General features: G+C 66.1%; 19 protein-coding genes and 1 pseudogene. 8 read left to right on the top strand and 12 right to left on the bottom strand.

What is annotated here, in order from left to right:
* Nucleotides 1-88 precede the first annotated feature (88 nt).
* Nucleotides 89-580: a tyrosine-type recombinase/integrase gene (locus KEG38_RS56250; RefSeq protein WP_372518237.1), complete on the bottom strand. Its 492-nt coding sequence runs from the start codon at nucleotides 578-580 to the stop codon at nucleotides 89-91.
* Nucleotides 581-982 (bottom strand): site-specific integrase, encoded by a 402-nt coding sequence (locus tag KEG38_RS44160; protein ID WP_272426769.1) that lies wholly within the window; start codon nucleotides 980-982, stop codon nucleotides 581-583. It lies immediately after the preceding gene.
* A 36-nt stretch (nucleotides 983-1,018) separates the two neighbouring features.
* Here KEG38_RS44160 and KEG38_RS44165 point away from each other — a divergent pair, with 36 nt between their 5' ends.
* A complete protein-coding gene (locus tag KEG38_RS44165) occupies nucleotides 1,019-1,645 on the top strand; it encodes a hypothetical protein (RefSeq protein WP_272426770.1) in 627 nt (208 codons plus the stop codon).
* A gap of 27 nt (nucleotides 1,646-1,672) precedes the next feature.
* Here the strand turns inward: KEG38_RS44165 and KEG38_RS44170 are convergent, their stop codons facing one another.
* Nucleotides 1,673-2,098 carry a site-specific integrase gene (locus KEG38_RS44170; RefSeq protein WP_272426771.1) on the bottom strand — a complete coding sequence of 142 codons (426 nt, stop codon included), beginning with the start codon at nucleotides 2,096-2,098 and terminating at the stop codon, nucleotides 1,673-1,675.
* A gap of 194 nt (nucleotides 2,099-2,292) precedes the next feature.
* On the opposite strand from KEG38_RS44170, the gene KEG38_RS44175 reads away from it, so the two are divergent.
* A complete protein-coding gene (locus tag KEG38_RS44175) occupies nucleotides 2,293-2,748 on the top strand; it encodes a nuclear transport factor 2 family protein (RefSeq protein ID WP_272426772.1) in 456 nt (151 codons plus the stop codon).
* A 67-nt stretch (nucleotides 2,749-2,815) separates the two neighbouring features.
* On the opposite strand, the gene KEG38_RS44180 is transcribed toward KEG38_RS44175, so the two are convergent.
* On the bottom strand, nucleotides 2,816-3,532 hold the full coding sequence (locus KEG38_RS44180) for a site-specific integrase (protein WP_272426773.1): 717 nt from the start codon (nucleotides 3,530-3,532) through the stop codon (nucleotides 2,816-2,818).
* A gap of 416 nt (nucleotides 3,533-3,948) precedes the next feature.
* On the opposite strand from KEG38_RS44180, the gene KEG38_RS44185 reads away from it, so the two are divergent.
* Complete coding sequence (locus tag KEG38_RS44185; RefSeq protein ID WP_272426774.1) at nucleotides 3,949-5,142, top strand: hypothetical protein; 1,194 nt, start codon at nucleotides 3,949-3,951, stop codon at nucleotides 5,140-5,142.
* 111 nt (nucleotides 5,143-5,253) lie between these two features.
* A pseudogene (locus KEG38_RS56440) lies at nucleotides 5,254-5,406 on the top strand (hypothetical protein); the annotation flags it as partial.
* Nucleotides 5,407-5,658: 252 nt separating this feature from the next.
* Here the strand turns inward: KEG38_RS56440 and KEG38_RS44190 are convergent.
* The 6 genes from KEG38_RS44190 to KEG38_RS44215 form a co-directional block, all read right to left on the bottom strand.
* Nucleotides 5,659-6,102: a hypothetical protein gene (locus KEG38_RS44190; RefSeq protein ID WP_272426775.1), complete on the bottom strand. Its 444-nt coding sequence runs from the start codon at nucleotides 6,100-6,102 to the stop codon at nucleotides 5,659-5,661.
* Between the two features lie 953 nt (nucleotides 6,103-7,055).
* A complete protein-coding gene (locus KEG38_RS44195) occupies nucleotides 7,056-8,033 on the bottom strand; it encodes an alpha/beta hydrolase family protein (RefSeq protein WP_272426776.1) in 978 nt (325 codons plus the stop codon).
* A 13-nt stretch (nucleotides 8,034-8,046) separates the two neighbouring features.
* Nucleotides 8,047-9,084: a hypothetical protein gene (locus KEG38_RS44200; RefSeq protein WP_272426777.1), complete on the bottom strand. Its 1,038-nt coding sequence runs from the start codon at nucleotides 9,082-9,084 to the stop codon at nucleotides 8,047-8,049.
* A 51-nt stretch (nucleotides 9,085-9,135) separates the two neighbouring features.
* The gene (locus KEG38_RS44205) at nucleotides 9,136-9,720 is read right to left on the bottom strand and encodes a hypothetical protein (protein ID WP_272426778.1); all 585 of its coding nucleotides are present in this window, start codon (nucleotides 9,718-9,720) and stop codon (nucleotides 9,136-9,138) included.
* A 161-nt stretch (nucleotides 9,721-9,881) separates the two neighbouring features.
* Entirely contained in the window at nucleotides 9,882-11,450 is a 1,569-nt protein-coding gene (locus tag KEG38_RS44210) for a hypothetical protein (protein ID WP_272426779.1), read from the bottom strand.
* 1 nt (nucleotide 11,451) lies between these two features.
* Complete coding sequence (locus KEG38_RS44215) at nucleotides 11,452-13,524, bottom strand: CHAT domain-containing protein (protein ID WP_272426780.1); 2,073 nt, start codon at nucleotides 13,522-13,524, stop codon at nucleotides 11,452-11,454.
* Between the two features lie 467 nt (nucleotides 13,525-13,991).
* On the opposite strand from KEG38_RS44215, the gene KEG38_RS44220 reads away from it, so the two are divergent.
* The gene (locus tag KEG38_RS44220; protein ID WP_272426781.1) at nucleotides 13,992-16,310 is read left to right on the top strand and encodes a hypothetical protein; all 2,319 of its coding nucleotides are present in this window, start codon (nucleotides 13,992-13,994) and stop codon (nucleotides 16,308-16,310) included.
* A gap of 179 nt (nucleotides 16,311-16,489) precedes the next feature.
* On the opposite strand, the gene KEG38_RS44225 is transcribed toward KEG38_RS44220, so the two are convergent.
* Nucleotides 16,490-18,250, bottom strand: a complete 1,761-nt coding sequence (locus KEG38_RS44225; RefSeq protein WP_272426782.1) for a hypothetical protein — start codon at nucleotides 18,248-18,250, stop codon at nucleotides 16,490-16,492.
* A gap of 212 nt (nucleotides 18,251-18,462) precedes the next feature.
* Here KEG38_RS44225 and KEG38_RS44230 point away from each other — a divergent pair, with 212 nt between their 5' ends.
* Genes KEG38_RS44230 through KEG38_RS44235 form a run of 3 tightly spaced genes read left to right on the top strand, consistent with a single transcriptional unit; the run spans nucleotide 18,463 to nucleotide 21,015 of the window.
* Nucleotides 18,463-19,764, top strand: a complete 1,302-nt coding sequence (locus KEG38_RS44230) for an FG-GAP repeat protein (protein WP_272426783.1) — start codon at nucleotides 18,463-18,465, stop codon at nucleotides 19,762-19,764.
* Nucleotides 19,704-20,114, top strand: coding sequence for an FG-GAP repeat protein (locus KEG38_RS56260; protein ID WP_372518238.1), 411 nt, complete (start codon nucleotides 19,704-19,706; stop codon nucleotides 20,112-20,114). The genes KEG38_RS44230 and KEG38_RS56260 overlap by 61 nt, the downstream gene beginning before the upstream one ends.
* On the top strand, nucleotides 20,056-21,015 hold the full coding sequence (locus KEG38_RS44235) for an MYXO-CTERM sorting domain-containing protein (protein ID WP_272426784.1): 960 nt from the start codon (nucleotides 20,056-20,058) through the stop codon (nucleotides 21,013-21,015). Before KEG38_RS56260 ends, KEG38_RS44235 begins: the two co-directional genes overlap by 59 nt.
* Before the next feature lie 40 nt (nucleotides 21,016-21,055).
* On the opposite strand, the gene KEG38_RS44240 is transcribed toward KEG38_RS44235, so the two are convergent.
* Nucleotides 21,056-22,159, bottom strand: coding sequence for an ADP-ribosylglycohydrolase family protein (locus KEG38_RS44240; protein WP_272426785.1), 1,104 nt, complete (start codon nucleotides 22,157-22,159; stop codon nucleotides 21,056-21,058).
* Nucleotides 22,160-22,189: the final 30 nt, after the last annotated feature.

Genomic DNA, 22,189 nt, shown 5'->3' on the forward strand with positions numbered 1-22,189 from the left:
ACGGTCGAAGCGTGGGACCGAGGTGGCTGCGCTTTTCTATTCGTACGTGGAGAGCGCGAAGCTCTGCGGGCTCGACCCGAAGGCGTACCTACGTAGGGCGGTCATGGCGGCGTTGCGCGGAGAGAGGATCGCGCTGCCGCATGAGGTCGCGGCTCAGGGATAGCGCAAGGCGAACGGCATGCCGCATTGTCCGGGCCGAAGGCGGCGCGACGAGGGCACTGGACTGCTCGGAGTATTGATCGCTTGCGACGAACCGGGCAGTCCCGGGAACGCGCCGGCCGCGCCCTGCCACGTCTGCGGGCGTCGAGCAAGACGTGGCTGCGCGAGGAGATACGGCCAACCTCCTCCCCGCCTCCTCCAGATCCTCCTTCAGATGATGCACATACCGCTGCGTCGTCGCGAGATGCTTGTGCCCCGCCATCCTCTGCACCACGTGCACCGGCACGCCCACTCGCAACCACATCGTGATCGCGTAGTGCCGGCAAACAATACACCGACCACCCCCCAACCCCCACCTTCCGCCGCACCCTCTCGAACGCCTGCACGATCCCGTACTGCCCCCACGCCCGCCCCCGCTCATTCAGCGCCACATACTCCTCCCGCCCCGCACCCGTCGCCCCTCGATCCCCGCTAGCAACCTCCCCAGCTCCGGCGCCACCGGCACCTCCCGCTGCCCGGTCTTCGGCGTGTGCGTCTCCCCGTGCGACCGCCCCTCCCGCACGCTCACGAACCCGCCCACGACCTCCCCCTCCCGCCGCAGCCGCACATCCCGCCACCGAAGCGCCCGCACCTCGTTCGGCCTTAGCCCCGCATACGCCATCAACGCGAAGCTCACCCGATGCCGCTCGCTCGCGGCCGCGAGGATCCGCTCGACCTCCTCGTCCGACGGAATCTCCAGAATGCTCTGCCCCACCGCCTTGAGCCGCGGCATCCCCTCGGGCATCGCGCGTAGATACTTCCGCGCCACCGCGAATCGCAGCACCGACCGGATCACACGGTAAGCCGGTGGAGAATGCGCTTGACAAATCGGTCGGGTCCGCCGAAGAGGCTGGAGATGGCCATCGACTTCATGGTAATGCCCCTCAGCCGCTATATCGCTGGTGACTTCATCTCGCCTGCGATGCGGACCGCGTGGGATGCGGGCTTGCCTTACTCGCTGCTCGGCCCTCACGGCATGCTGCAGATCCCGAAGGACACACCCTTCGGCGGTCCGGACGCACCTGCCCGGCGCGAGGCCATTTTGGAAATGCTGCTCGGCGACCTGCGCGCCCTCCCCGCGATCGGAGACGCTTCGTGGGACGAGCGCTCCGCCGCGGAGCCCGCTTTTCACCGCGTCGATCCGGGGTCGTACGAGGCTCTGCTGGAGGAGGCGGCGCGACCTCGGAAACGCGGCCCCTTCGGCCTCTTCGGCACCGCGCCCTCGGCAGTGGTGCACCTTGGCATGACGCTCCTGGTTCCGTGCGACCTCGCAGCGCCGATTGAGATGAGCTCGCCCTTCGAGCGGCGCGTGGGTTCGACCCCGCGGGCGCTTCAGGAGCTGTCGAGCAGGCCGTGGTCGACAAGGGCGGCGAGCGCCGTCGAGACGCTCCGCGCAGCGCTCCAGGACGCGGCGCGCCTGGGCCTACCCATGATCGTGGACCAATGAAGACGACGCCCAGAACGTAACGGTTTGTCAGGTGCTGACAAACTTTGGTGCCGCAGATCTGGTACAGTCGCGGCCCCGAAGATTGCTCCTGCTCGGCTCACCCTTCTGGGCTTGGCGGTGCGCCGAGCGGTGAAGCCATCCAACCTCCGGAACTGCGTGCGACCGCCCCTCCCGCACGCTCACGAACCCGCCCACGAGCTCCCCATCCCGCCGCAGCCGCACATCCGGCCACCGTAACGCCCGCACCTCGTTCGGCCGCAGCCCCGCGTACGCCATCAGCGCGAAGCTCACCCGATGCCGCTCGCTCGCGGCCGCGAGGATCCGCTCGACTTCCTCGTTCGACGGAATCTCCAGAATGCTCTGCCCCACCGCCTTGAGCCGCGGCATCCCCTCGGGCATCGCGCGCAGGTACTTCCGCACCACCGCGAATCGCAGCACCGATCGGATCACCACCTGCACTTTGTAACCGAATCTAGGTCAAACAATGTCCGGACGCGGGATTTCATGTGCCGCGTGCGCCATGGACGGTGCTATCCTATCTATATCTCGCGCGCGGCCCCCGTTTTGAATGGCGCATGACCGAGCTGGTTGTCATGCGCGTCGGCGCCGCGGGATTGATGCCAACATACGATGTCATGAGGTGACCCATGTCCAAAAACGCTGATATCAGGCAAAAGTTCGAGGCCCACGAACTCGTTGCCAGGTTCGCCGATCTCGTGAACCGCAAGGCGATGGGTGAAATGCACCACCTCCTCACGGCGGACGCGGTGCTCGACATCCCCGGCCATCACGTCGTCGGCCGCGACAACATCGTCACGTTCCTGGCCGACATCCTGAACAAGTGGAGCAGTATCATTCAGGCGGTCCACTCCGGCACCGTCGAGCTCGTTCCGGACGCGCACCCCCAGCGGGCCACGGGGCGCTGGTACCTGAGCGAGTTCGGCGTGCTGGAGGGCGTCGACACCAACGTGGGCGGCGTCTACAGCGATGAGTACGTGCGGACGGCGAGCGGATTCCGGTTCACCCGGCGTCGGTTCGATCTCCTTTACATGCGCTCCGGGACGAGCGTCACGGCCCAGCCGTTCCCCTCCGACCTGCCCTGAAGACCCTGCCGAGCCGCTCGGGGTCGGCCCCTTTCGCGAAGACCCTGCGACCGCCCCTCCCGCACGCTCACGAACCCGCCCATGACCTCCCCATCCCGCCGCAACCGCACATCCCGCCACCGTAGCGCCCGCACCTCGTTCGGCCTCTTAGCCCCGCGTACGCCATCAACGCAAAGCTCACCCGATGCCGCTCGCTCGCGGCCGCGAGGATCCGCTCGACCTCCTCGTCCGACGGAATCTCCAGAATGCTCTGCCCCACCGCCTTGAGCCGCGACATCCCCTCGGGCATCGCGCGCAGATACTTCCGCGCCACCGCGAATCGCAGCACCGACCGGATCACCACCTGCACATTGTTCCGCGTCGCCCGCGCGAGCCCCCGCTCCGACAGCTCCAGGTCGAGCTGCGCCGCCGCCGCGCCGTCCACCTTCCCGATCGCGAGCTCGCCGAACCTCGGCAGCAGCGTCCCCTCGAGCAGCGCCGCATACCCCCGCCGCGACGACACCTTGAGCTCCGTCACCATGAACGTCGCCCGATACTCCTCCACGACGTCCCGAAACGTCTTCCCCGACCGCGGCACCGCGCCCGCCTCCGCCTCGCCCGGCGCATACGGCTCGCCGTGCTGCGCGATGTTCAGGAGGTATCGCTTCTCCTCCTCGCGCGCAGCCGCCATCGTCTGCCCCTTCGCGTCCCGGCGGAATCGGCCCTTGCTGCCATCCGCTCGTCGATATCGAAGATCGATGAACAGAAACATCTTCCCGCGCCGCGTCATCTTCCGGACCGCCATGACCCCGCTCCTTTCCGGGCGCTCAAGGCGCGCCCCACGCTTCCGAAAACTTCACCCGCCAAAGCCGCCCGAACTTCCGCGCCCGCACCCCGTCGAGCAGCGCCTCCGTCCCCCCAATCGCCGGCGCGTATGGCCCGGCGCTCCATTGACTTGCGCAGCGCCCCAAAAGTGGACCTTGCTGGGATGCGACCCCTGGGTGCAGCGTGAGTCTCCGCACGGCTCACGGTGCGCTCGACAGGCTCGTTCGCGGGCAGCTCGCCACCGAGCAGGAGCCCGCCCCACGTTCGCCGAGGGGGCCACGCCGAGTCCACTGGTCCTGGACGTGGACTGCCACTGGCCGGGACTGGCATTTCCCGGTGGAAGGACCAGGCAGGCTCCGCTGGACGCCGACGCTGGTCGCGCGTAATGCGCTCCCGATGCTCTCGCGCGTCCTCTCCTCGCTCGCCCTCATGTGTCTCGTCGGTTGCGGAGTGCTCGGCGCTTCCTCGCGCGGTGCGGAGGGGCCGATCGACGCGAACGCAGCCAAGCCCCACGCCGCCATCATCCCGGCGGAGATCGACTACGTGAACGGCGAGATCGTCGCGACCATCCTCTTCGACGATGCCGCAGGCGCGGCCAACGCTGTCGGGACGCTCCGTGGTCCCGATGGTTTCTTGGCCTCGATCCCGATCGCGGGCGCGAACGGGAAGTGCGACAGCGTCTTCTTCACCTTTTTCAAGGGGGCCTGCGCGTGGCGGGTCCCGGACCCCAAAAAAGGCCCGTACACGCTCGAAGTGCGCGCCGGGAGCGAGGTGCTCAGCACCGCGACGTTCGAGCTCGTCCAGGTCCCCGCCTACGACGCGAAGCGCGATTTCACGGTGAAGCCGTCGAGCCGAACGGACTTCGGGTACGTGCGCGAAACGCACGTCGTCGCCTGGGTGCCGTTCGATCTCCGTGACGAGCCGCGCGGGTACCGCGCGATCGTCCGCCGGAATGGCCAGGTCGTGCAGGACGAGAACTTCTCGTTCCGCGCCCACAACCTGGCGGACAACCGGGCGAGCCACGCCTTCGCGCTCGAGGCGCGCCACGTCGATGGCCCCGGGGCGTATGAAGTCGGGTTCGCCGACACGGCTACCGGCGACGTGCTCGGCGCGTGGTCGTTCGCCATCACCGACTTCGACGGGCGCTCGAAGGGTGTCGACGTCTGGCTCCATTACGGATCTTACGTCTTTGGAAAGCTCACGCCTCTGCCGGCGGATAGGGCGAAGGCCTTGTTCACCGGGATGACCACGATTGCGCCGAGGGCGGTCGACGAGCCGACGCTCTGCGCGCGATTGTCCGACCCGACCTACCGGCGAACCGAAACCTGGATGGGCGAACGCGTCCGATACGGCGTATCTGCCGAATACGACCAGCTCGAGACCGCGGTGCGGGACCCCTCCACGTCCCCCTCGGAGCGAGAGCGCGCGCAGCGACGGATGGCGCAGCTCGAGCCGCAGATGCGAAAGGAATGGGCCAGTCGCAACGCGTCCGAACGAGAAGCGCGCGCGAAGCTCCACGCCGTCCGGAGCAAGTTCGCCGCCGGGTGCTTCGACAAGCTGCTAGACGAAGCCTCGGCCGCGACGCCCTGAAGCCCAGGCACGGTCCACGTCTAGCCGCTCCCCGTGCCTCGGCGAAAACGGCGTTCGGCCCACGCAATACAACGAAAGTAGCAAGATGCCCCGGTTCGGCGCGGCTGGGGCTATGGTCACATCCTCAAGCGGGTCGTGCCGCGCTTCCGCAAGGTGGGCTTGATCGACGCCGAGCTGCGCAAGCTGCTCATCGACAACCCCGCCGCTTGCTGCCCTTCACGAAGCCAAAGGCGTGAAGGCGGCCGTGATAGGGCCTTCTGTTGATGATGGGGTTTCTCGGTCCCGTTTCCAGAGCAAAGCTTGTGCAGCCGTGCGCAGTCAGGATTTGCTCGGTGCGAGGCCTAGCCAGCGGCAGGCGTTGGGGGCAGTCTCGTTGAGAGGCGGGGGCGGCTCGGCGGGGGCGTGGCAGGTAAAACAAGCTGCGACGCGCACCGCAAAACCGGGCCGGCGTCGGACGAAGTTGGTGGATGGGAAGCTACGCGGCGCCGGTCGGAAAGGGCAGGTTGTTTGCCCTGCTCACTGTCCCGCTTTCCATTCCCCTGCGGGCACCCCCTCTTTGCACGCCTTGGCCGCCGCATCCGCCGCCTTGGGGAGCGGGCCGTCGTTGTAGTAGATCTTCGTTCCTTCCGGGGTCGCGCAGGATCCAACGCGCTTGTCTGCCGGACACGCCGCCATCTTGAATTCGCCGGTACACATGTTCTTGAGGAAGTCCTCGCCGGCCGCCGAGATGTTCTCATCGCCGAACTGCCGGCAAATGCTTTCGGTCTTGATCACGTTGCAGGAGGCGACCTTGGCACTTGCGGGCTCTGCTTTCTTTTCGGCCTTCTGCTCGGCCTTGCCTTCCGGCTTGGCCTCTCCGGGCTTGGCGCCCTCCGCCGCGGGCTTGTTATCGCAACCCGCACCAAACAGTCCGAAAAACACAATGGCGACAAGGGTAAGAGACGTTCGAGTGCTGAACATGAGATATGCCTTTCTTTTTCCTGTGTTCGGGGCGAGCGAATACTCCCGATGTCAGGCGTGGTCAAGGGGAATGATTGCATGGCGGTTATCCTCGGCCAAATCGAGGACGAAGCGACGAACCCCTCGATGCTGTGAACCACAGTGTCGCGCCATCCATCTATGTACGCGTCATAGATTTCGTGCCGACGTGCCGCACCTTCACGATGCCAGCACCGCGCGAGCACATCAGAGGCGCCGGTTGGTGACGCCCTGATCAAGACTGCCATCCTACGCGCTGGGCTGGTCGTCGGACGGGGTGACCACAGCGAGGCCGACGTCGCGGTCAGCGCTGTCGGCGGCGTCTGTCGTGGCGAGTAGCGTCATCGCCCCGAGGGCGTTCCAGGCTCTCCACCAGCCCCCTCCGCACCCCCTCGCGAAAAGGCGACAGCCCCCCTGTTCAGAGCACCGAACGCATTTCCTACACCGAAGGTCGCAGGTCCAATTCCTGCCGGGGGTGCTGAGTGATTCCGTGGGGTTAGCTCCTCTCGCCGTCCCGCCGGTGGATAGATCTGGATAGATCGAGGCGGGCGGCGGGGGCGAGCAGAGCCCCCGGCGCGAGGTGAGCGTACCGCTCGGTCGAGTCCCTCGAGGCGTGTCGGGATGTGGTAGATCCGGCCGTTCTTGCGGGGTTTGCCGTGGGAGCCGTAATGCACGGTGATCATGTTCCTCTGAGGGAGGCGGACTGATCTTCCCCCGCGGCTGTGGACAAACCGACTATGCCGCGAACGCGGCCACTTGTGCTCTCCATTCGAACTCGACCGGGCTGAGGTACCCCAGGTACGAGTGCCGCCGGTCGTGGTTATAGAACCGCTCGAGGTAGAACTCATCCCATCATTCGAGATACACGAGAGGTACACGAAGCCGGCTGTGAGCGAGGCTCTCTGCTGCCGCCGCGAGGTCTTTCGATTCAAGCATCATTCCGCGAATGGACGATTGAGCTCCTCCTCATCGAAGGTCAGGTTGGTCGTCGGTCCGACATCGCGCAAGATTTTCTTCGCGATGAGCGCATTCGTGGGTTCGAGGATGCTGCCATGGTCCGCTCCCTCCACTGCGTAGAAATGAACGTTGTCGTTTCTGGAAGCTCGTGCCATGGCGTGAAGCGCACGAACGTTACCCCCCGCGGTGCCTTCGAGCACGAACACTGGACTCTGGATCGAGTGTAGCCAGCGTATCGGCGCCCGAAGCTCGGCCTCCCGTGGGTCCGAAGTATCGAATAGAATGATCCCCGGGCCCCAGCGCGTTATATCGTCGATCGGTCCGAAGGAGAAGACGGCGCGGAAGCGAGCGGTCGACTCGGCCACCAGAAGGACCAGCGCGCCGCCACAGCTATGACCGCCCAGGTAGATGCGATTGGGGTCCACGTACTCCTGCTTGGCAAGGTGATCGGCGGCGGCAATGATGTCGTCGACTTCTCCGAAAAATGCTTCCTTGAAGCCTGGGTTGTCGTTGCCACCACGCTGCGATGGAAACATCATGATGATACCGGCCCTGCGGTAATCGCTCGCATTTTGGTCAGCGTCGTCGGGCAATTCCGTCCAGAGATTGCCGATCGAGTTATAGTCGAGGCCTCCGACGACCCAGATGATCGCCGGGTGTTTCTTACCATCTTGCGGGTCGGGGCTGATGTACGCCGCGAGCTTACCGGCTGGAGCATCGTATCGGATCTTGCGGAACACGCCCGGAGGCGGCTCGGGGGCTGGTTCGCCGTAGGACTTGTACTGCGTGAGCTTCGTCCTGAAGCCGTACCGGGCCTCCGACAGCGAAAGCGATTGTTCTGGCTGGTAATCGACCGTGTACTCGGAAATGTATTTGACGGACTGCTGCTCTTGACCACCGCAACCGGCGAGGTTCGTCAATGCCAGAAGGAGCACGAGACAATGCAAATGTTTCATGACACAGCCTTTGCTACCCACGTAGCCGAACGGGTGAGGTGGAGAGCCAAGCCTCGTCGACGAGGCTCGGCAGCGGCCGTGGGCCACGCAGCATGAGGATTTCGAGCGCGCAAGCGAGCAGCGCGAGAACTCGACCGTAAAACGTGATGAAGCCGTGCGAAATGACGACCGGGCAGCCCGCAGCCTGGAAACAGACGGCGAGGTTGCTCGGCTCTTCGGCCAAACAAACCGCGAGCAGCACGCTATCGTACGTAGGTGCCCCAGCCTTGATCCGCTCGCTGAACGCAGCGCGAAGCGTGCCGAGATCCAGCGGACCGTCGTGTAGGTGCAAACCGTGTTCGTCCTGATGCGCCACGAGGATCAAGGATCGGCCAGCGCAAGGAGGCGAGAGGTGCTCGAGGAGATCAGCTCGAGTCACTGGACTCACGAGCTCGACACCGGTATCACGCGCGAGCTCTCGCAATAGAGTCTCGAGCGTGTGGATCCGCTGGATCTGCTGGAGTTGCGCAGGAGATTGCTCGAGAACGCGGCGAGCTACGGGCCGAGGCAAGCGGGACAATCGCTGCAGGAATCCGCCCTCGGCCGCGAGCGGCGCGAGCAGCACGACGGTTCGAGCTGGATCCACGAGTGGAAGCGTGTTCGTCGCGGAGATGCCGAAGAGCCTGTCGAATGCGCGAACGTGCCAGAGGGGCAAGCTCGGAAGACGCATCAATACATCCGATTCGACGACGGCGGTTCGGATCATCTCGCGGAGCGAAGCACGGAAACTGAAGTGCTCGAGTTCGCTCGCTCCGGGATAAGCTACGATCGCCTCCCGCGCGGACAACTCCGCGAGCAGCGGCGCGACGACATGTTCGGCATCCCAAGCACGTAGGATCCGCCAGGCGATCTCTGCGCGACCCGTCGCCATGTCCTGATCTGGACTGCCACTATAGGCGCCGAGACCGCCGCCTTCCCGGCGGAGGGATACGGCTTGCCGGACCATCTCCGCTCGGGAACGCACGCGATCCGCGCTGAGGATGAGCTCGTATTCGGGAGGGGCCAAGCGCACGCCGATCTCCGAGCCCTGAGGCACAATATCAAGGAGAGCGAGCTGCACGGCTTACCTCGTCGCGACCTGGGTCGGCGCCTCGTGCTCGTCATGCTCGGTCTGTTCGGCCGGCACGAATTCGAGAGCCTTTCCTCTGATGACGGCGGAGCAGTTCGTTTCGGTGCAAACGATTTCGTCGATGCGGTTCGGCTGGGTTTCGAGTGCCTTGGGCAGTAGCCGTATTGCGTCCTTCAGCCTCTCGAGCAACACTTCCTTGTTGATGTTTCCCTTGGGCAACTCCACCTTGATGATCTCGGTCCCAGCCGCCCGAAAATCGACGACCAACTCGTTGCCTGTGAAAGATACCGTTGCGGTCGGCGGTGGTGGTGTCGTGCCGGGACGTACGCCTGCGGGGATCCCTTTCGCCTCGAAGGCGGCTGCATCCATTTTGATCGGGTCTTTGGATTCGAGTCGAGAGCGAACCGATAGCTCGAGCGACAAATAACTGGGCCGCTCCACACGCCCCGCCGTGGTCGCACCCGCAGCATCGACCGCAGGGGCCTTGACCGGCGGTGCGCTGGGGAGCTCGCTCGGTTTGGTGCCGGGGACGCGCAGCTCCTCCCGCAGCTTCGCGACGACCGGGCTCGTTTGCGGCAATGGTGTCTCGACCTTCGCCGCGCCCGCGGGGGCCGAGCGAACAGGGGGACGGAGAGGCGGCACGCTGGATTTCCCGGCCCAGAGCTGCCCAGCGAGGAGGAATGCAACGAGGAACGAAATGTAGGATGCAAACCGCGATGATGACATGGTGGACCTCCCGCTTACCGTGCAATCAGGTTCTGCTCGGCGGACGCGGATTCGTAGCGAACTACGCCTGCACGGACGTCGGCGACCTGAAATCCTGGGCCGGACATGACGTACGTCGGCGTCACCAGCACGCTGCGCTCGTCTTCGGAAAGGCGCGCGTGAAACATCACGTTCGATAGAAGAAGACTATGACTGGCCTTCGAGAAGGTGATGCCCGCTTGCGACAGCTTCTTTTCGATCGAGTCCCATACCTTCTCCTGCTGGGCCAGGATCCATCGATCGTACATTTCGTTCGTTTCTCGAGAATCGAACGAGGCTGGCCAGCCGCGCAGGAACGCGTCCACGAGCACGGGTATGGGGCTGGTTAGCCGCTTCTTCTCGGCACCCTTGGCCTGAGCGATCTTGGCGCGCAGCGTCTCACGCTGGCCCTCGAGTATCTTCACGGCGCCCGCAGAAGGAGTCGTGTCAATCGCCGCGAACTCGACGTCACCGAATACGACTTCGTGCACGTCCGATCCCGACGCAATGTGGTCGAGCCGTTCGAGCACGTGCTGATTCTCCGCCCGCGCGTGCCGGAGAGAGTCCGCGAACCGAACGAAGCGGGAAGGGGCGCGTCCAAGCAGGAGCGTCGCCTCGATGGCTTGTTCCTCGTATTCGAGCGCGCGCTCGATGTTCGTCCGCGCGGCCACGATTCTCGAACGAATTTCGGGAATGGCAGTGTCATTGAATTGGGACCCCTTGTACACGATCCTCTTGGGGTACTGTCCTCCGGGGCGCAACAGGTCCAGCACCAGTTCGACGTGCTCGACCTCCGCCTCCAGATGGCCAATTTGGCGCGTCATCCCGTCGAGGGTCAGGCCTCGCAAGACTGCATTCGGAATTTTGAGTTCTTCCAGGGAGAGATGGATCGTGAGCGGCGCTCCATCGGCGCCCATGGCCACGGGCACGAACCGCGGGAGCCCATCGAAGGCGTTATGCCATAAGAGGATGGGCCGGCCCACTCGTTCCGCGCTCTGGAAGACCTTCCCTGCGAGCTTGTGCATCTTTTCGGATGCGGCATGGATCTCATCCGCGCGCAATCGATGTAGCTTGACTTGGCCACTGCAGTCCTCGTGCACCGTCGTGTTGGCGAGCTTCTCACCCAGCTCACCCAAGCGCTGTTGCTGCGAAAGATCAGCCGCTCTGATCAGCGAGACGCCGTACGTGATCCATGCGCTCTTGAACGCGGGGTCATTTGCGATGTCCTCCAAGAAGCCGGAGATTCGCAGATTGCATGCAGCGTCTGCGCGGCCCACCATATAAATGGCCTCTGCTCGATGCGCCGCCCGCGCAGCGATCCACACATGGATCGGACCGTCGTTCAGATCAGCCGTACGTTCGCCGCTATCGACATCACCGCGCCGCAGACTTCCGACCGAGGAGGGGTTGCCGCCGGGGATCACGACCTCGACCGAGAACTGCGAGAGCGGTATCCCTGCGCCCATCACCGGTTTCCGCACGGGCGCCGGAGGTTTCGGCGCCGCGGCGCTGCAGCCGATCGCGGACGGCAAGAATGACATGAGCAGCAGCAGCAGCGACGACATTCTATGCAGCATCGAGCTCACTCCAAGTCGTGGCGGCCTCGAGCAGCGTTAGTTCCTCGACGGCCGTGGGGCCGAGGCGCTCGTCGAACCATGGCATCAAGTGCTTCGACAGCGTGGTAAGCCCCGTCCAGACCCGCGCCTTGAGGCCAATCAGAGGGCTCTCGACCCCGGCCTGGACGCGCACGGCCACGCCCGCTTCCTTGACGTCGACCTGAATGACAGTCTCTTTGGCGACCGGTACCCTCGCGCTCCGCGTGGATCCAACCGTGCCGCCGCACGCATGCCCTGGTGCCCGGAATTCGAGCATCCAGCCATCGCCGCGGCGGCAAAGCGAAATCCAAAGCGCATCCATCGAATCCGACCCATTGTCCTTGGCGGCGGCCGCGAAGCGTCGCACGGCAGCGGCTGCGGCGATCCCTGGCCGATCGAGGCGGGAAAGCGCGTCGGCGAGGACATCGAGCCCTCGCGCCCGATCCGCGTGCGCGAGATCGAGAAGCAGGCATTCGCACCGCGCCTCGAGCGAGCGTAAGGCAGGGATGCGCGCGCACGAGACGCCCACCCGCGCGAGGAGCGCGGCAAAGGAGGCTTCGTCCGGACAAGCCGCCGCGAGGAGCTCGGCCGTGGTCGCGAGGAGATCGGCAGGCTCGCTCGCCGTGCTGCCGCGGAAGCGATCACCTGCGCCGAGGCCATCCCTCGCCGGTATGCCGTGATCGTGAGCGCGCGGCACGGAAGCCGTGCCGGCGAGGCGCTCGGTAGGCTCGAAGAGAATGGTCCGCGCGACATCGACGCCGGCGCGCGAGAACAGCATGGGAATCTCTGCACCGGGCAGGCCGTTCAGTCGCAATGCGCTCCGGGCGACCTCGAAAGCATCGCCGAGGGAAAGTCCAGAGGCGATCGCCTGGTAGAACGCCGACGCGAATGCGATTGCGGCACCGTCCTCGATGGAGCGGGACATCCCGATCGCCGCATCGATATGCCGGATCATTGCCTCCGCATGCGATTGGGAGTCGCGCGCGTTGAGAACGACCAACCGGATCTCGTCCCGCAGGGCACCAAAAAGCTCGGCAAGCACATGACCGCTGACCGCTCTCGTGTCGCCGACATCGTCTTCGAGCAGGATCCCTTGGGGCGTCATGGCATATCCGCTGAAATGCACGATGCGCGGGCGTAGGTCGAGCACGGCCTGCAATACATCGTCCGGACATACGGCCCAGCGTACGTGCACGACCATGCCTCTGCCCTGATTGGTCTTCAAGAGTCGCTCCTGGATCTGCCGGACCTCGCGGTCACTCCGTAACCGCGCCTGCCGATCTGGGTTTGCCGCGAGCAGCAGCATGACGAGCTCCTGTTTTCCGGGCGGAGAGCCTTCGAGGTTCGGCGGCGATGGCCTCGAGGCAGTCCGTAATCGGATGGAGTCCGGATTTCGCTCGGGTCGATGGTGTAGCTCCGGCACGTCTTCATCGGGAAGGCCCCGCAGGTCGATCTCGTTGCATCCGAAGTCGAACGCCGTCTTGACGCTGCTGCCTTTGGCGAGCGCCCGGTAGAAGCCCACGGCGAAAGCAATCGCGGACGCATCGCCGATGGCGCATTTCATGCCGATCACGCAATCGACGTGCCGCGCGAGATCCTCGGCCTGCTTTTTCGTGAAGCAGGCATTCAGCACCACACAGCGCAAGGGTGTGCCTCGCTGCACGATCTGGATGAGCGTGGTCAGCGCCTCGGGGCGCACCGCCACGGCGTTCCCGTCCCGATCTTCCAGCAGAATGGCGCCTGCGTCTTGCTCTGCCGTCTCGTCGATGAATTCTCGTGTGATTCCCTCTGCGCCCGACCGAGCCCCCGAGCGCCCCCTTCTCCCACCGCCATGACCGCTGAAATGAAGCACTTCGGGCGCGTGCTTCTGCAGATGGCTCTGCAATTGTTCGGGTCTCACGGCAAACTCGGCTTCGACGTGAAGAAAGTCGCCGGCGCCAGCCTTCGCAATTTCGTCTTTCACGTGGCCGACCTCGAGACCGACCTGGAGGCGCGTGGTATTGCGCGCATTCGCGCCGAGAAACAGGATCTTCACCCTTCCCATCGATGTGCCTCCTTCGCCCTGAGCGTCATGGTGCGCAAGCCGCCGCGACGAACCACACCTCCGCGTTCGTCATTCAGCACGTCGTGTGCCACATTCTCTCGAGCAGCCGATAGGGTACCAGCCGTTCTTCTCGCCTGGCGCCGGCCTTCTGTCTGCGACACGGACGCGTCAGCGCCCCTCGTGACGCGTCAGCGATCCTCTTGACGCGTCAGCGATCACCTGACGGAGTCGACCTGCGCGTGCGTCACGGGGGCGTACTTCTACACGCCCCGCGCACGGTTGCGCCAAGAACACGTTTACGAGGTTATTTGCCTCAAGCCCTCGCGCGACCCAGATCGAGTGGAAATACCTGGCATGAAGGTTGCCCCCGATCCCCGCGCGCGTTTGTCCTCGAAACACCTCGCCGGCCGGACCTCTGGCACCGTCGGCCCCTCCCGCCGTGCGCGGCTCTCGAAAAGAAGGCTCTCATGGCTCGAACATTTTGGTTTGCCACCATCGCGCTCGCGCTCGCCGCCCCCGCGCTGGCCTGCAAAAGCAAGCCCGGCCCCACGCCCGATGCCGACGCAGGCGACGCCGCGCCCGCCCCGACGTCGACCTCGCCCATCCAGTCGCTCCGCAAGCTTGCCGGCGCGGAGGCCCGCGTGCTCGACGTGATGTTCTCCGAAGACGGCTCGCAGATCTTCACCCTCGAGGAGAGACCGCCGAAAGACGAGGCCTCCCGACAGCCTCCGACGAACGCCGTCGTGCGCCGCTCCATCGCGGGTGGACCCGCGGTGGAGCTGCTCGTCACGCAGGACGAGATCCTCGCAATGGCCGTGCTCGGCGGCGACGCCATCGTGATCCAGAGGCCCGCCCTGCCCAAGCAGGACGACGACGAGGACGGCGACGATTACTACGAGAAGCTCGGCGACGCGTTCGCGAAGACAGCGCTCTACCGCCTGCCCGCAGCCGCAGGAGCGCCCGTCCGCATCTCGCCGGAAGGATACCGCTGCAGCACGGTCGCCCAGGCCGTTTCACGGCGATGGATCGCCTATTCGATCGGCAAGGTCGATTCCAAGGACGGCAGGGCAGCCTTGCGGTCGTACGAGGCGGCCGACGAAGAGACCCATGTGCTCGGCGCCATGGGCGAGGACGTGAAGCTGACGCCCAAGGGAATCGTGCACGATATCTCCTCCGACGGCGCGCGCGTCCTCCTGAGGCGACCCGCAGAGCCGAAGAAAGACGACGTGCGCGACTGGTGGAACCAGAGCGACGCCCGGCACCTCGCGCTCGTGAACGTGAAAGACCAATCCATCACCGACCTGCCCGCGTCGATCTCGGTGGACGGCGCAAAGATCGAGACAGGAAAGCTCTTCACGGCGTTCGTGGGCGATGGGCTCCTGTTCCGCACGGGCGAGGGCGCGATCTACCGTGCGGGGCTCGACGGCTCGGGCGCCAAGCGTCTCGCCGGAGAGCCTCCGCCGCCGGACCCGGACGCGGGCGCGCCGGATGACGCAGGCCCCTCCGATGACTCCGTGGCGCCCGCAGCCCCGCCCCCCAAAACGAGCCGCGTCTTGAGCCCCAAAGGCACGCTCTTCGAATTGCGAGAAGAAGCCGATTCCGTGGTCCTCGCGGCGGCAGGCTCGAGCGAGCCGCTCGCCGAGCTCGAGGGGCCGCTCGCAGCAATCGGCGCATTCACCTTCGACAGCGACGAGACGCGCGTCGCCTTCGTCTCCCTCGCGGACACCTCGCGGGACGGGCGCTTCGACCGCTTCCACGACAACGCAGAGGTCTTCGTCACGGACAAGGCGCCCGGCGCGCTCTCCTTCGGGCGGGCCGAGATCACCCCACTCTCGAGCGAGCTCAGGCCAAAGATCGCCGAGGCCGCGATGGTGCCGGAGCCGGACGTGCAGTTCATCGCGGGCTGGGATGACCTGTACATCATCGTGGTCTTGCCCTGGCTCGACGGCGAGGGCGCGAAGGAGCTCATCGAGCGCGTCTTCGTCGACGCGCGCGCGCTCGTGCCGATCGTGACGGGCAAAAAGATGCGCCTGCACCTGCGCGCAGGCCCGATCGATTTCCAGGTCGAGCGGGAGGAAGACAGCCAGGGCAATGCGTACGCGACGCTCTACGCGTCGGGCATCGGGATCGTGGATCCGGCCGCGACGCCGCTGGTCCTGAAGAACCCGGTGAACATGTCGAGCTGGATGCACTCGAACCGTACGCTCTCGGGCTCGCTCGAGAACACGGGCAAAGAGCCGACGCCGCCGATCGAGGCGTTCGCGCGGTTTCGCCAGATGCGCAGCTCCCCGGAGGGCCGCGAAGAGGTGCGCGAGGTGAAGAAAGCCCTCGGCGTGATCGAGCCGGGCAAGGCGGCCAAATACTCGCTCATCCTCGCCGATGTCTCGTACGGGAGCCATCCGACGGTCTCGTTCCGCGCGGGCGACAAGAAGCTCGTGGTGCGGAACGAATACGCGACGAACCACTCGATGGATTGGCTCGGGGTCTCGCTCGAGGCCTACGGCGCGCACAACGCCTGGGCGAAGCACGGCCTGCGCACGAGCCCCTTCGGAGGCCCGCCCCCCTCTCGCGTCTTCCTCACGCCCGAGCAAACCAAGCTCCCGGCCGCAGAGCGCGAGGCCCTCATGAAGAAAATCGCCAAGGTGCTCGACAAGCACAACGACCGGTTCCACCGCGGCGACGCCGTGGGCGTCGATTTCATCGATCCCGCGGGCGGTGGCTGGCGACTCGAAGTTGGCAAGAAGATCGCCCGCTACGAAAAAGAAGAAAAAGCCAAGGCGCCCTGATCGCCCCCGCCGTCCCTGTTCGCTTGCATTCTGTATCTGCAAGAACGTAGCGTCTTCTCCATGGAGGCCGAAGACGAGATCCACATGGTGTGCATCGTCGCGGATACCTGAGCCGGGTTATGCCTCGTCGCGGATGAGGCCGTACGCGAAGGGGGCAGAGCTCGAAGGCTCCCAGCTGCTCAGGGCGAGAGGCCGAGCGCCTGTTCGAGAGCCGCGCCGTGCTGCGCAAACCACCCGCCCTCGGCTTGCTGCACCATCGCGGTGATTCTCCGCCGCGTAGGTTCGTCCTGGCCTCTCGCCGCCGCAATGATGGCCAGGAGGCGATCGGGTCTCTGTCGCGCCATCTGCACGGCGGCGAGACCGAGCAGGTTGGCATCCGCGCCCGGTTGAGCTCCCACCCGCTGGAACAACGATTCGACCTCGTCCGTCAACGCGCCGCTGGAGAGCGCGAGCAGGCGCAGATCACTCCGTCCGGCGCGCTCGAGCACCGCATGAACCCGCTGCGCGAGCGCCTGGTCGCCCGCAGGCAATCCCTCCACGAGGCGCTGCAATGCATCCCCGGCGAGCGTGCCGCTGCGCTGGCCAGGTCCATCGGGCACCCCTCGCCCTTCCAAGCGCTCGAGCAACGCATCGAAGAAGGGGCGGTGCGTCGAGACGTTCGCGATATTGACGATCATCCGGAGCACGTCTGGATGATCGGAGCGCCGCAAGAGATCCGTGGCCGCCTGGTGAATCGCGACCGCGTTGCTGGTCCGATGCACCTCTTCGCTGAAGCGGTCCGACGGGAATCGCTGCCCGCGATGTTCACGCATACCGAGTCGTGCCCACCGCTCCATCTCCTCCGCCAGCGAAGCCGGAGGCGCGCTCGGGGCGGCCGATCCCGCATTCGCTCCTGAGACCGCGTCGTCTTTCTTCATGGGGTCCTTCAAGATGAGCTCGGCGAATGCGTGGTCGGCGATGGCGCGCGCGGCCCGGCACTGCTCCGTGACCAGGACCTGAAGACCGGCCACGAACCGAGATTCTGCAGTATCGCCCCACTTCACCAGCGCCAGGTCCTCCGCGTAGTACACGACCGACGCGGCTTGCAAGATCGCCTGCGTCGTCTGTGGCGTGACGATATAGGCCTGCACGGGGCCGAGCTGTCCGAGCGTCATCGTCGTGCCCAGCAAGGTCTCGAGCGCAGCTCCGCCGGTGCGCGCCGGCTGGGTCGGCGGGCGCTGCACCCAAAGCGGGCTCGTCAATCCATCATAGGGCGACGGGCGAACCACCTGCACCGAAGTGGCATCGGGGATGTTGAAGCGCACGAGGCCATACGGGTACCACTCCGGCGCGAGCGAGACGATCTGACACATGGCGGAGAAATCGTCGTTGCCCTGCTCGAAGCTCGAGCTCGAGGGTCTGTCCATGCGCGCGTCCGGACTCCACCAGCCATAGAGTTCGGCGGCGGCGCTGGATGGCTCCAGCATCTGGGCGGGAATCTCGCTACCATTGGTGATGGCGGCGATCCAGGATGCATAAACGGGCGTGTCGGGGCTGTCGTAATTCACCTTGGAAGGATCCAAGCCCAGCAGGATCGCCGTGGCCACCTTCCAGGACAACCTCACGTTATACTGGTAGAACGTCTGCGCCCCTGAAACATGGTGCAGCGTGCTGAACGGGGCGGGAGGGGGCGCCGAGCCGAGTCCGTCGAATGCGCTCGCTGTCGCGCTCATGGCGTCGTAGAGGGCGGTGAATCCGGATTGGCTCGAGAGGCTCACGCCGACCTGCTGCCAAAACTCGGGCAGCTTCTCCTGAACGACCGGTGTCAGATCCCGCTGCAGCTCGCCGAGCTTGCGGGCGGCGGTCGAAGAGAAGACCTTCTCGAACGCGACGTCGGGCGTGATAATAATTTCTAGAGGGATTGAACTGGGAATTTCTTGATGACGGGAGCTGTTTGTCAATGGAATCTCCTGTTCAGGAGCGCCGCAGCGCTTTCAAGGACCAGCGAAGCGTTTCGCAGTCTCTCGCGCCCGTCAAGCGAAAGAATCTGGGCGCGCTGGCTCGAAGCGCTCGTATCCCGAACGTTGAGCGTCTCGCCGAGCCATGTCTCTTGTGGTACTCCTCGGCCGCATCCCGGTTCAGCTTTGTAAACAATCCCGAGGAAGGGCTTGCGATGATGAAGGACACGGAACGGAAGAGCGGGGGCTGGCGGCGTCGCGGCTTCGCTTTCGCTCTTATGACCTGGCTCTTCGCCTGCGGCGCCGACAGCGCGCCACCGAAGACGGAGGGCTCGGCGTCGGCGCCGCCTTCCACGACCGAATCCTCGGCGTCCATGCCGCCTGCGCTGCGTGCCGCCTACATCGAGGCGGTGCAGCGAGCGGCGCCCGAGCCGTATGTCGCTGTGGACCTCGGACTGGGGCTCATCCGCGCCGAGAATGACGCCCAGCGGTTCTCGGCGACGCTGGGCCCGTCGGGGATTTTGGTCTCGTCGCGCGAATGGTCTCTGGCCATGCGCGCGGCGGCCCTGGGCTGCGAGGGGGCGCTGTCGCCGTTGCCCGCGGCGGAGCCCGAGGCGGCGGGCAACCGGGTTCGGTATCGGCGCGAGCGGATCGAGGAGTGGTACCTCAATGGCCCGCTGGGTCTGGAGCAGGGATTCGTGCTCGACGAGCCGCCGAGCTGCGCGGGGCCGAAGGTCATCGCGCTCGAGCTCGGCGGGGAGCTCGACGCCGAGCTCGAGGACGAGGACGGCGACGGCCGTGGGGAGGCGCTCCGGTTCGTGGACAGCGAGGGTCGGAGGGCGCTCGCCTATACCGATCTGTGGGTAAAGGACGCGCAGGGGAAGAGCCTCGCGGCGTGGCTCTCGGTGGAGGCGGGGCGAGCGGCGATCCACGTCGAGGACGAGGGGGCTCTGTACCCCATCGTGATCGATCCGTTGGTCTGGACGCAGCATGCCAAGCTCCTGCCCAGCGACGGCGCGGCGGAACACGACTTCGGCCTCGCGGTCGCGCTCTCGGGCGACACGGCGCTCGTGGGGGCGCAAGGCGACGACGACCAGGGGAGCAACTCCGGCTCGGCGTATGTATTCGTGCGGAGCGGCGAGGTCTGGACGCAGCAGGCCAAACTCCTGCCCAGCGACGGCGCGGCGGACCACCACTTTGGGTTTTCCGTCGCGCTCGCAGACGACACGGCGCTCGTGGGGGCGTACGGGGACGACGACCAGGGGTCATTCTCCGGCTCGGCGTATGTGTTCGTGCGGAGCGGCGCGGTCTGGACGCAGCAGGCCAAGCTCCTGCCCAGCGACGGGGCGACAAGCGACTTCTTCGGCAGATCGGTCGCGCTCTCGGGCGACACGGCGCTCGTGGGGGCGGAGGGTAACGACGACCAGGGAGCTCCTCCGGCTCGGCGTATGTGTTCGTGCGGAGCGGCGCGGTCTGGGCGCAGCAGGCCAAGCTCCTGCCCAGCGACGGGGCGGTAGAAGACTCCTTCGGCATATCGGTCGCGCTCTTGGGCGACACGGCGCTCGTGGGGGCGTGGGGCGACAGCGACCAGGGGATATACTCCGGCTCGGCGTATGTGTTCGTGCGGAGCGGCGCGGTCTGGGCGCAGCAGGCCAAGCTCCTGCCCAGCGACGGGGCGGCAAGCGACTTGTTCGGCGGCTCGGTCGCGCTCTCGGGCGACACGGCGCTCGTGGGGGGCGCAACGCAACGACGACCAGGGGTCATTCTCCGGCTCGGCGTATGTGTTCGTGCGGAGCGGCGCAACCTGGATGCAGCAGAGCAAGCTCCTGCCCAGCGACGGGGCGGCGAACGACTTCTTCGGCCATGACGTCGCCCTCTCCGAGAATACGGCGCTCGTTGGGGCGTACGGGGACGACGACCAGGGCGACGCCTCCGGCTCGGCGTACGTGTTTTTCTTCGGCGAGCTCAAGAGCAACGGCGAGGCCTGCACGGCCGGGCTGCATTGCGCGAGCGGCATTTGTGTCGACGGCGTGTGCTGCGACGACGCCTGCGGCGGTGGGTCTCCGAGCGATTGTCAGGCGTGCAGCGTCATGATGGGCGCGGCCGTGGACGGGGTCTGCGCGGCGCTCGCTGCGGGCACCGAATGCCGCGCTTCGACGGACGTATGCGACATGGCGGAGACGTGCGACGGCACGGCGAAAAATTGCCCGTTCGACGGCGTAAAACCATTCGGCACCGAATGCCGCGCTGCGGCGGGCGCATGTGACGTGCCGGAGGCGTGCGACGGCGTTACGATCAATTGCCCGTTCGATGTCATGAAGCCATTCGGCACGGAATGCCGCGCTTCGGCCGGCGTGTGCGATGTGGCGGAGACGTGCGACGGAGCTCTGGCCGATTGCCCCGCGGATGCCAAAGCCGCGCCGGGCACGGAATGCCGCGCTTCGGCCGGCGTGTGTGATGTGGCCGAGACGTGCGACGGAACTCTGGATGACTGCCCTGGGGATGCGCAGGCGCCCGACGGAACGCCGTGCCAGGGAGGCGCTTGCATCAGCGGCGCGTGCGAGTCGGGGACCGGCGGCAGCGGCGGCGGCAGCGGCGGCGGCAGCGGCGGCAGCGGCGGCGGCCCAATCGCCGAGGAGGGCGGCTGCGATTGCCGCGCCGCACCTGGAACCCCGAGCGGCAGCCCTGGCCCGCTCCTCGGTTTGCTCGGCCTTGGTCTGCTCGCCTTGCGCCATCGTCGGTCTGCCGCCCCGAAGAGCGGGTGCTGATTACGACGTGGGCAACGGACGCATGACGATTGTATGCGTCCTACGCGTTCCAGCGCGGGACACGCACGACTCCATCGGCCGCCGGATAATCCGTGGGATCAGGGCGGCCGCTCCCCATGGCCGCCGCGTGGAGATCCCGAGCGACGCGCTCGATCAGGTCCCTCAATTCGAGCTGCGAGAGCCAATGCACCGGCAGCGCTGACGCGCCGAACATGACGCCGACGAGGTTGCCGGTGATGCTCCCCGTGCTGTCGCTGTCGCCGCCATGCGCGACGGCTCGCCACAAGGTCTGCGCCACGCTGCGCGCGGTCGCCTGGAGTACGCAGGCAATGGCGATCGCGAGCGCCTCTTCCGCGACCCAGCCCCCGCCGAGCTGCTCGATGGCCGAAGGAGACAGGGCGCCTCCCGCCGCGAGCGCTCGCGCGCGAGTGAGCGCCGCCGCGACCTCTTGGTGCTCACGCTCGCGCACCAAGAGCGCATCGGCCAGGCCCATGGCCTCTTCGAGCGTCGCGCCCCGCGCGATATCGTGCACCAGCGCCGCCAGATACGCGGCAGACAGATAACCGCTGGGGTGCCCGTGCGTGAGCACAGCGGCGTCTCGCGCGACGACGAATGCATCCTCACGGGTGCGCGCCGCGAGCCCGAAGGGGGCCGCGCGCATCACGGCGCCACATCCCTTGCTGCCGTTCGGAGGGTCGTCGATGGTCGCGATGGAGGGACGCGTGAAGCTCGACGAGAGAGCGCTCAAGCACGTCTGTCCGGGCGCGCGGCGAGCGTAGAGGCGCGGATCCGCGAGGAGCAATCCTTCGCCGCTGCGGTGGCGTACGCGATCACGCGGTGCCAATTCTTGCGTGACGTACCACCGCTGGTAGGCGCCCAATGCGAAAGGTACGATCGCGCCGCTGCCGGCGCTCCGCGCGCGCAGGAGGGCTTCGGCGGAGAAGAGGGTCATTTGCGTGTCATCCGAGACGCGTACCTCCGACGCGTACGAGAGGTCCGGAGGCGCCGTGGCGCCGAACCGCTCGATGATCTGCTTCTCGGATCGGACGAACTCGATCGGATATCCCAGCGCATCGCCCAGCGCTCCGCCGAGCAAGCAGCCCAGAAAGAGGTCCTCGCTCGGCGACGCTTCCCGTGTGGTCATGCGATCCTCCATGGAATCCTTCGTCCTTGT

Source organism: Polyangium jinanense, assembly GCF_028435265.1.
Lineage (GTDB): Bacteria > Myxococcota_A > Polyangia > Polyangiales > Polyangiaceae > Polyangium > Polyangium jinanense.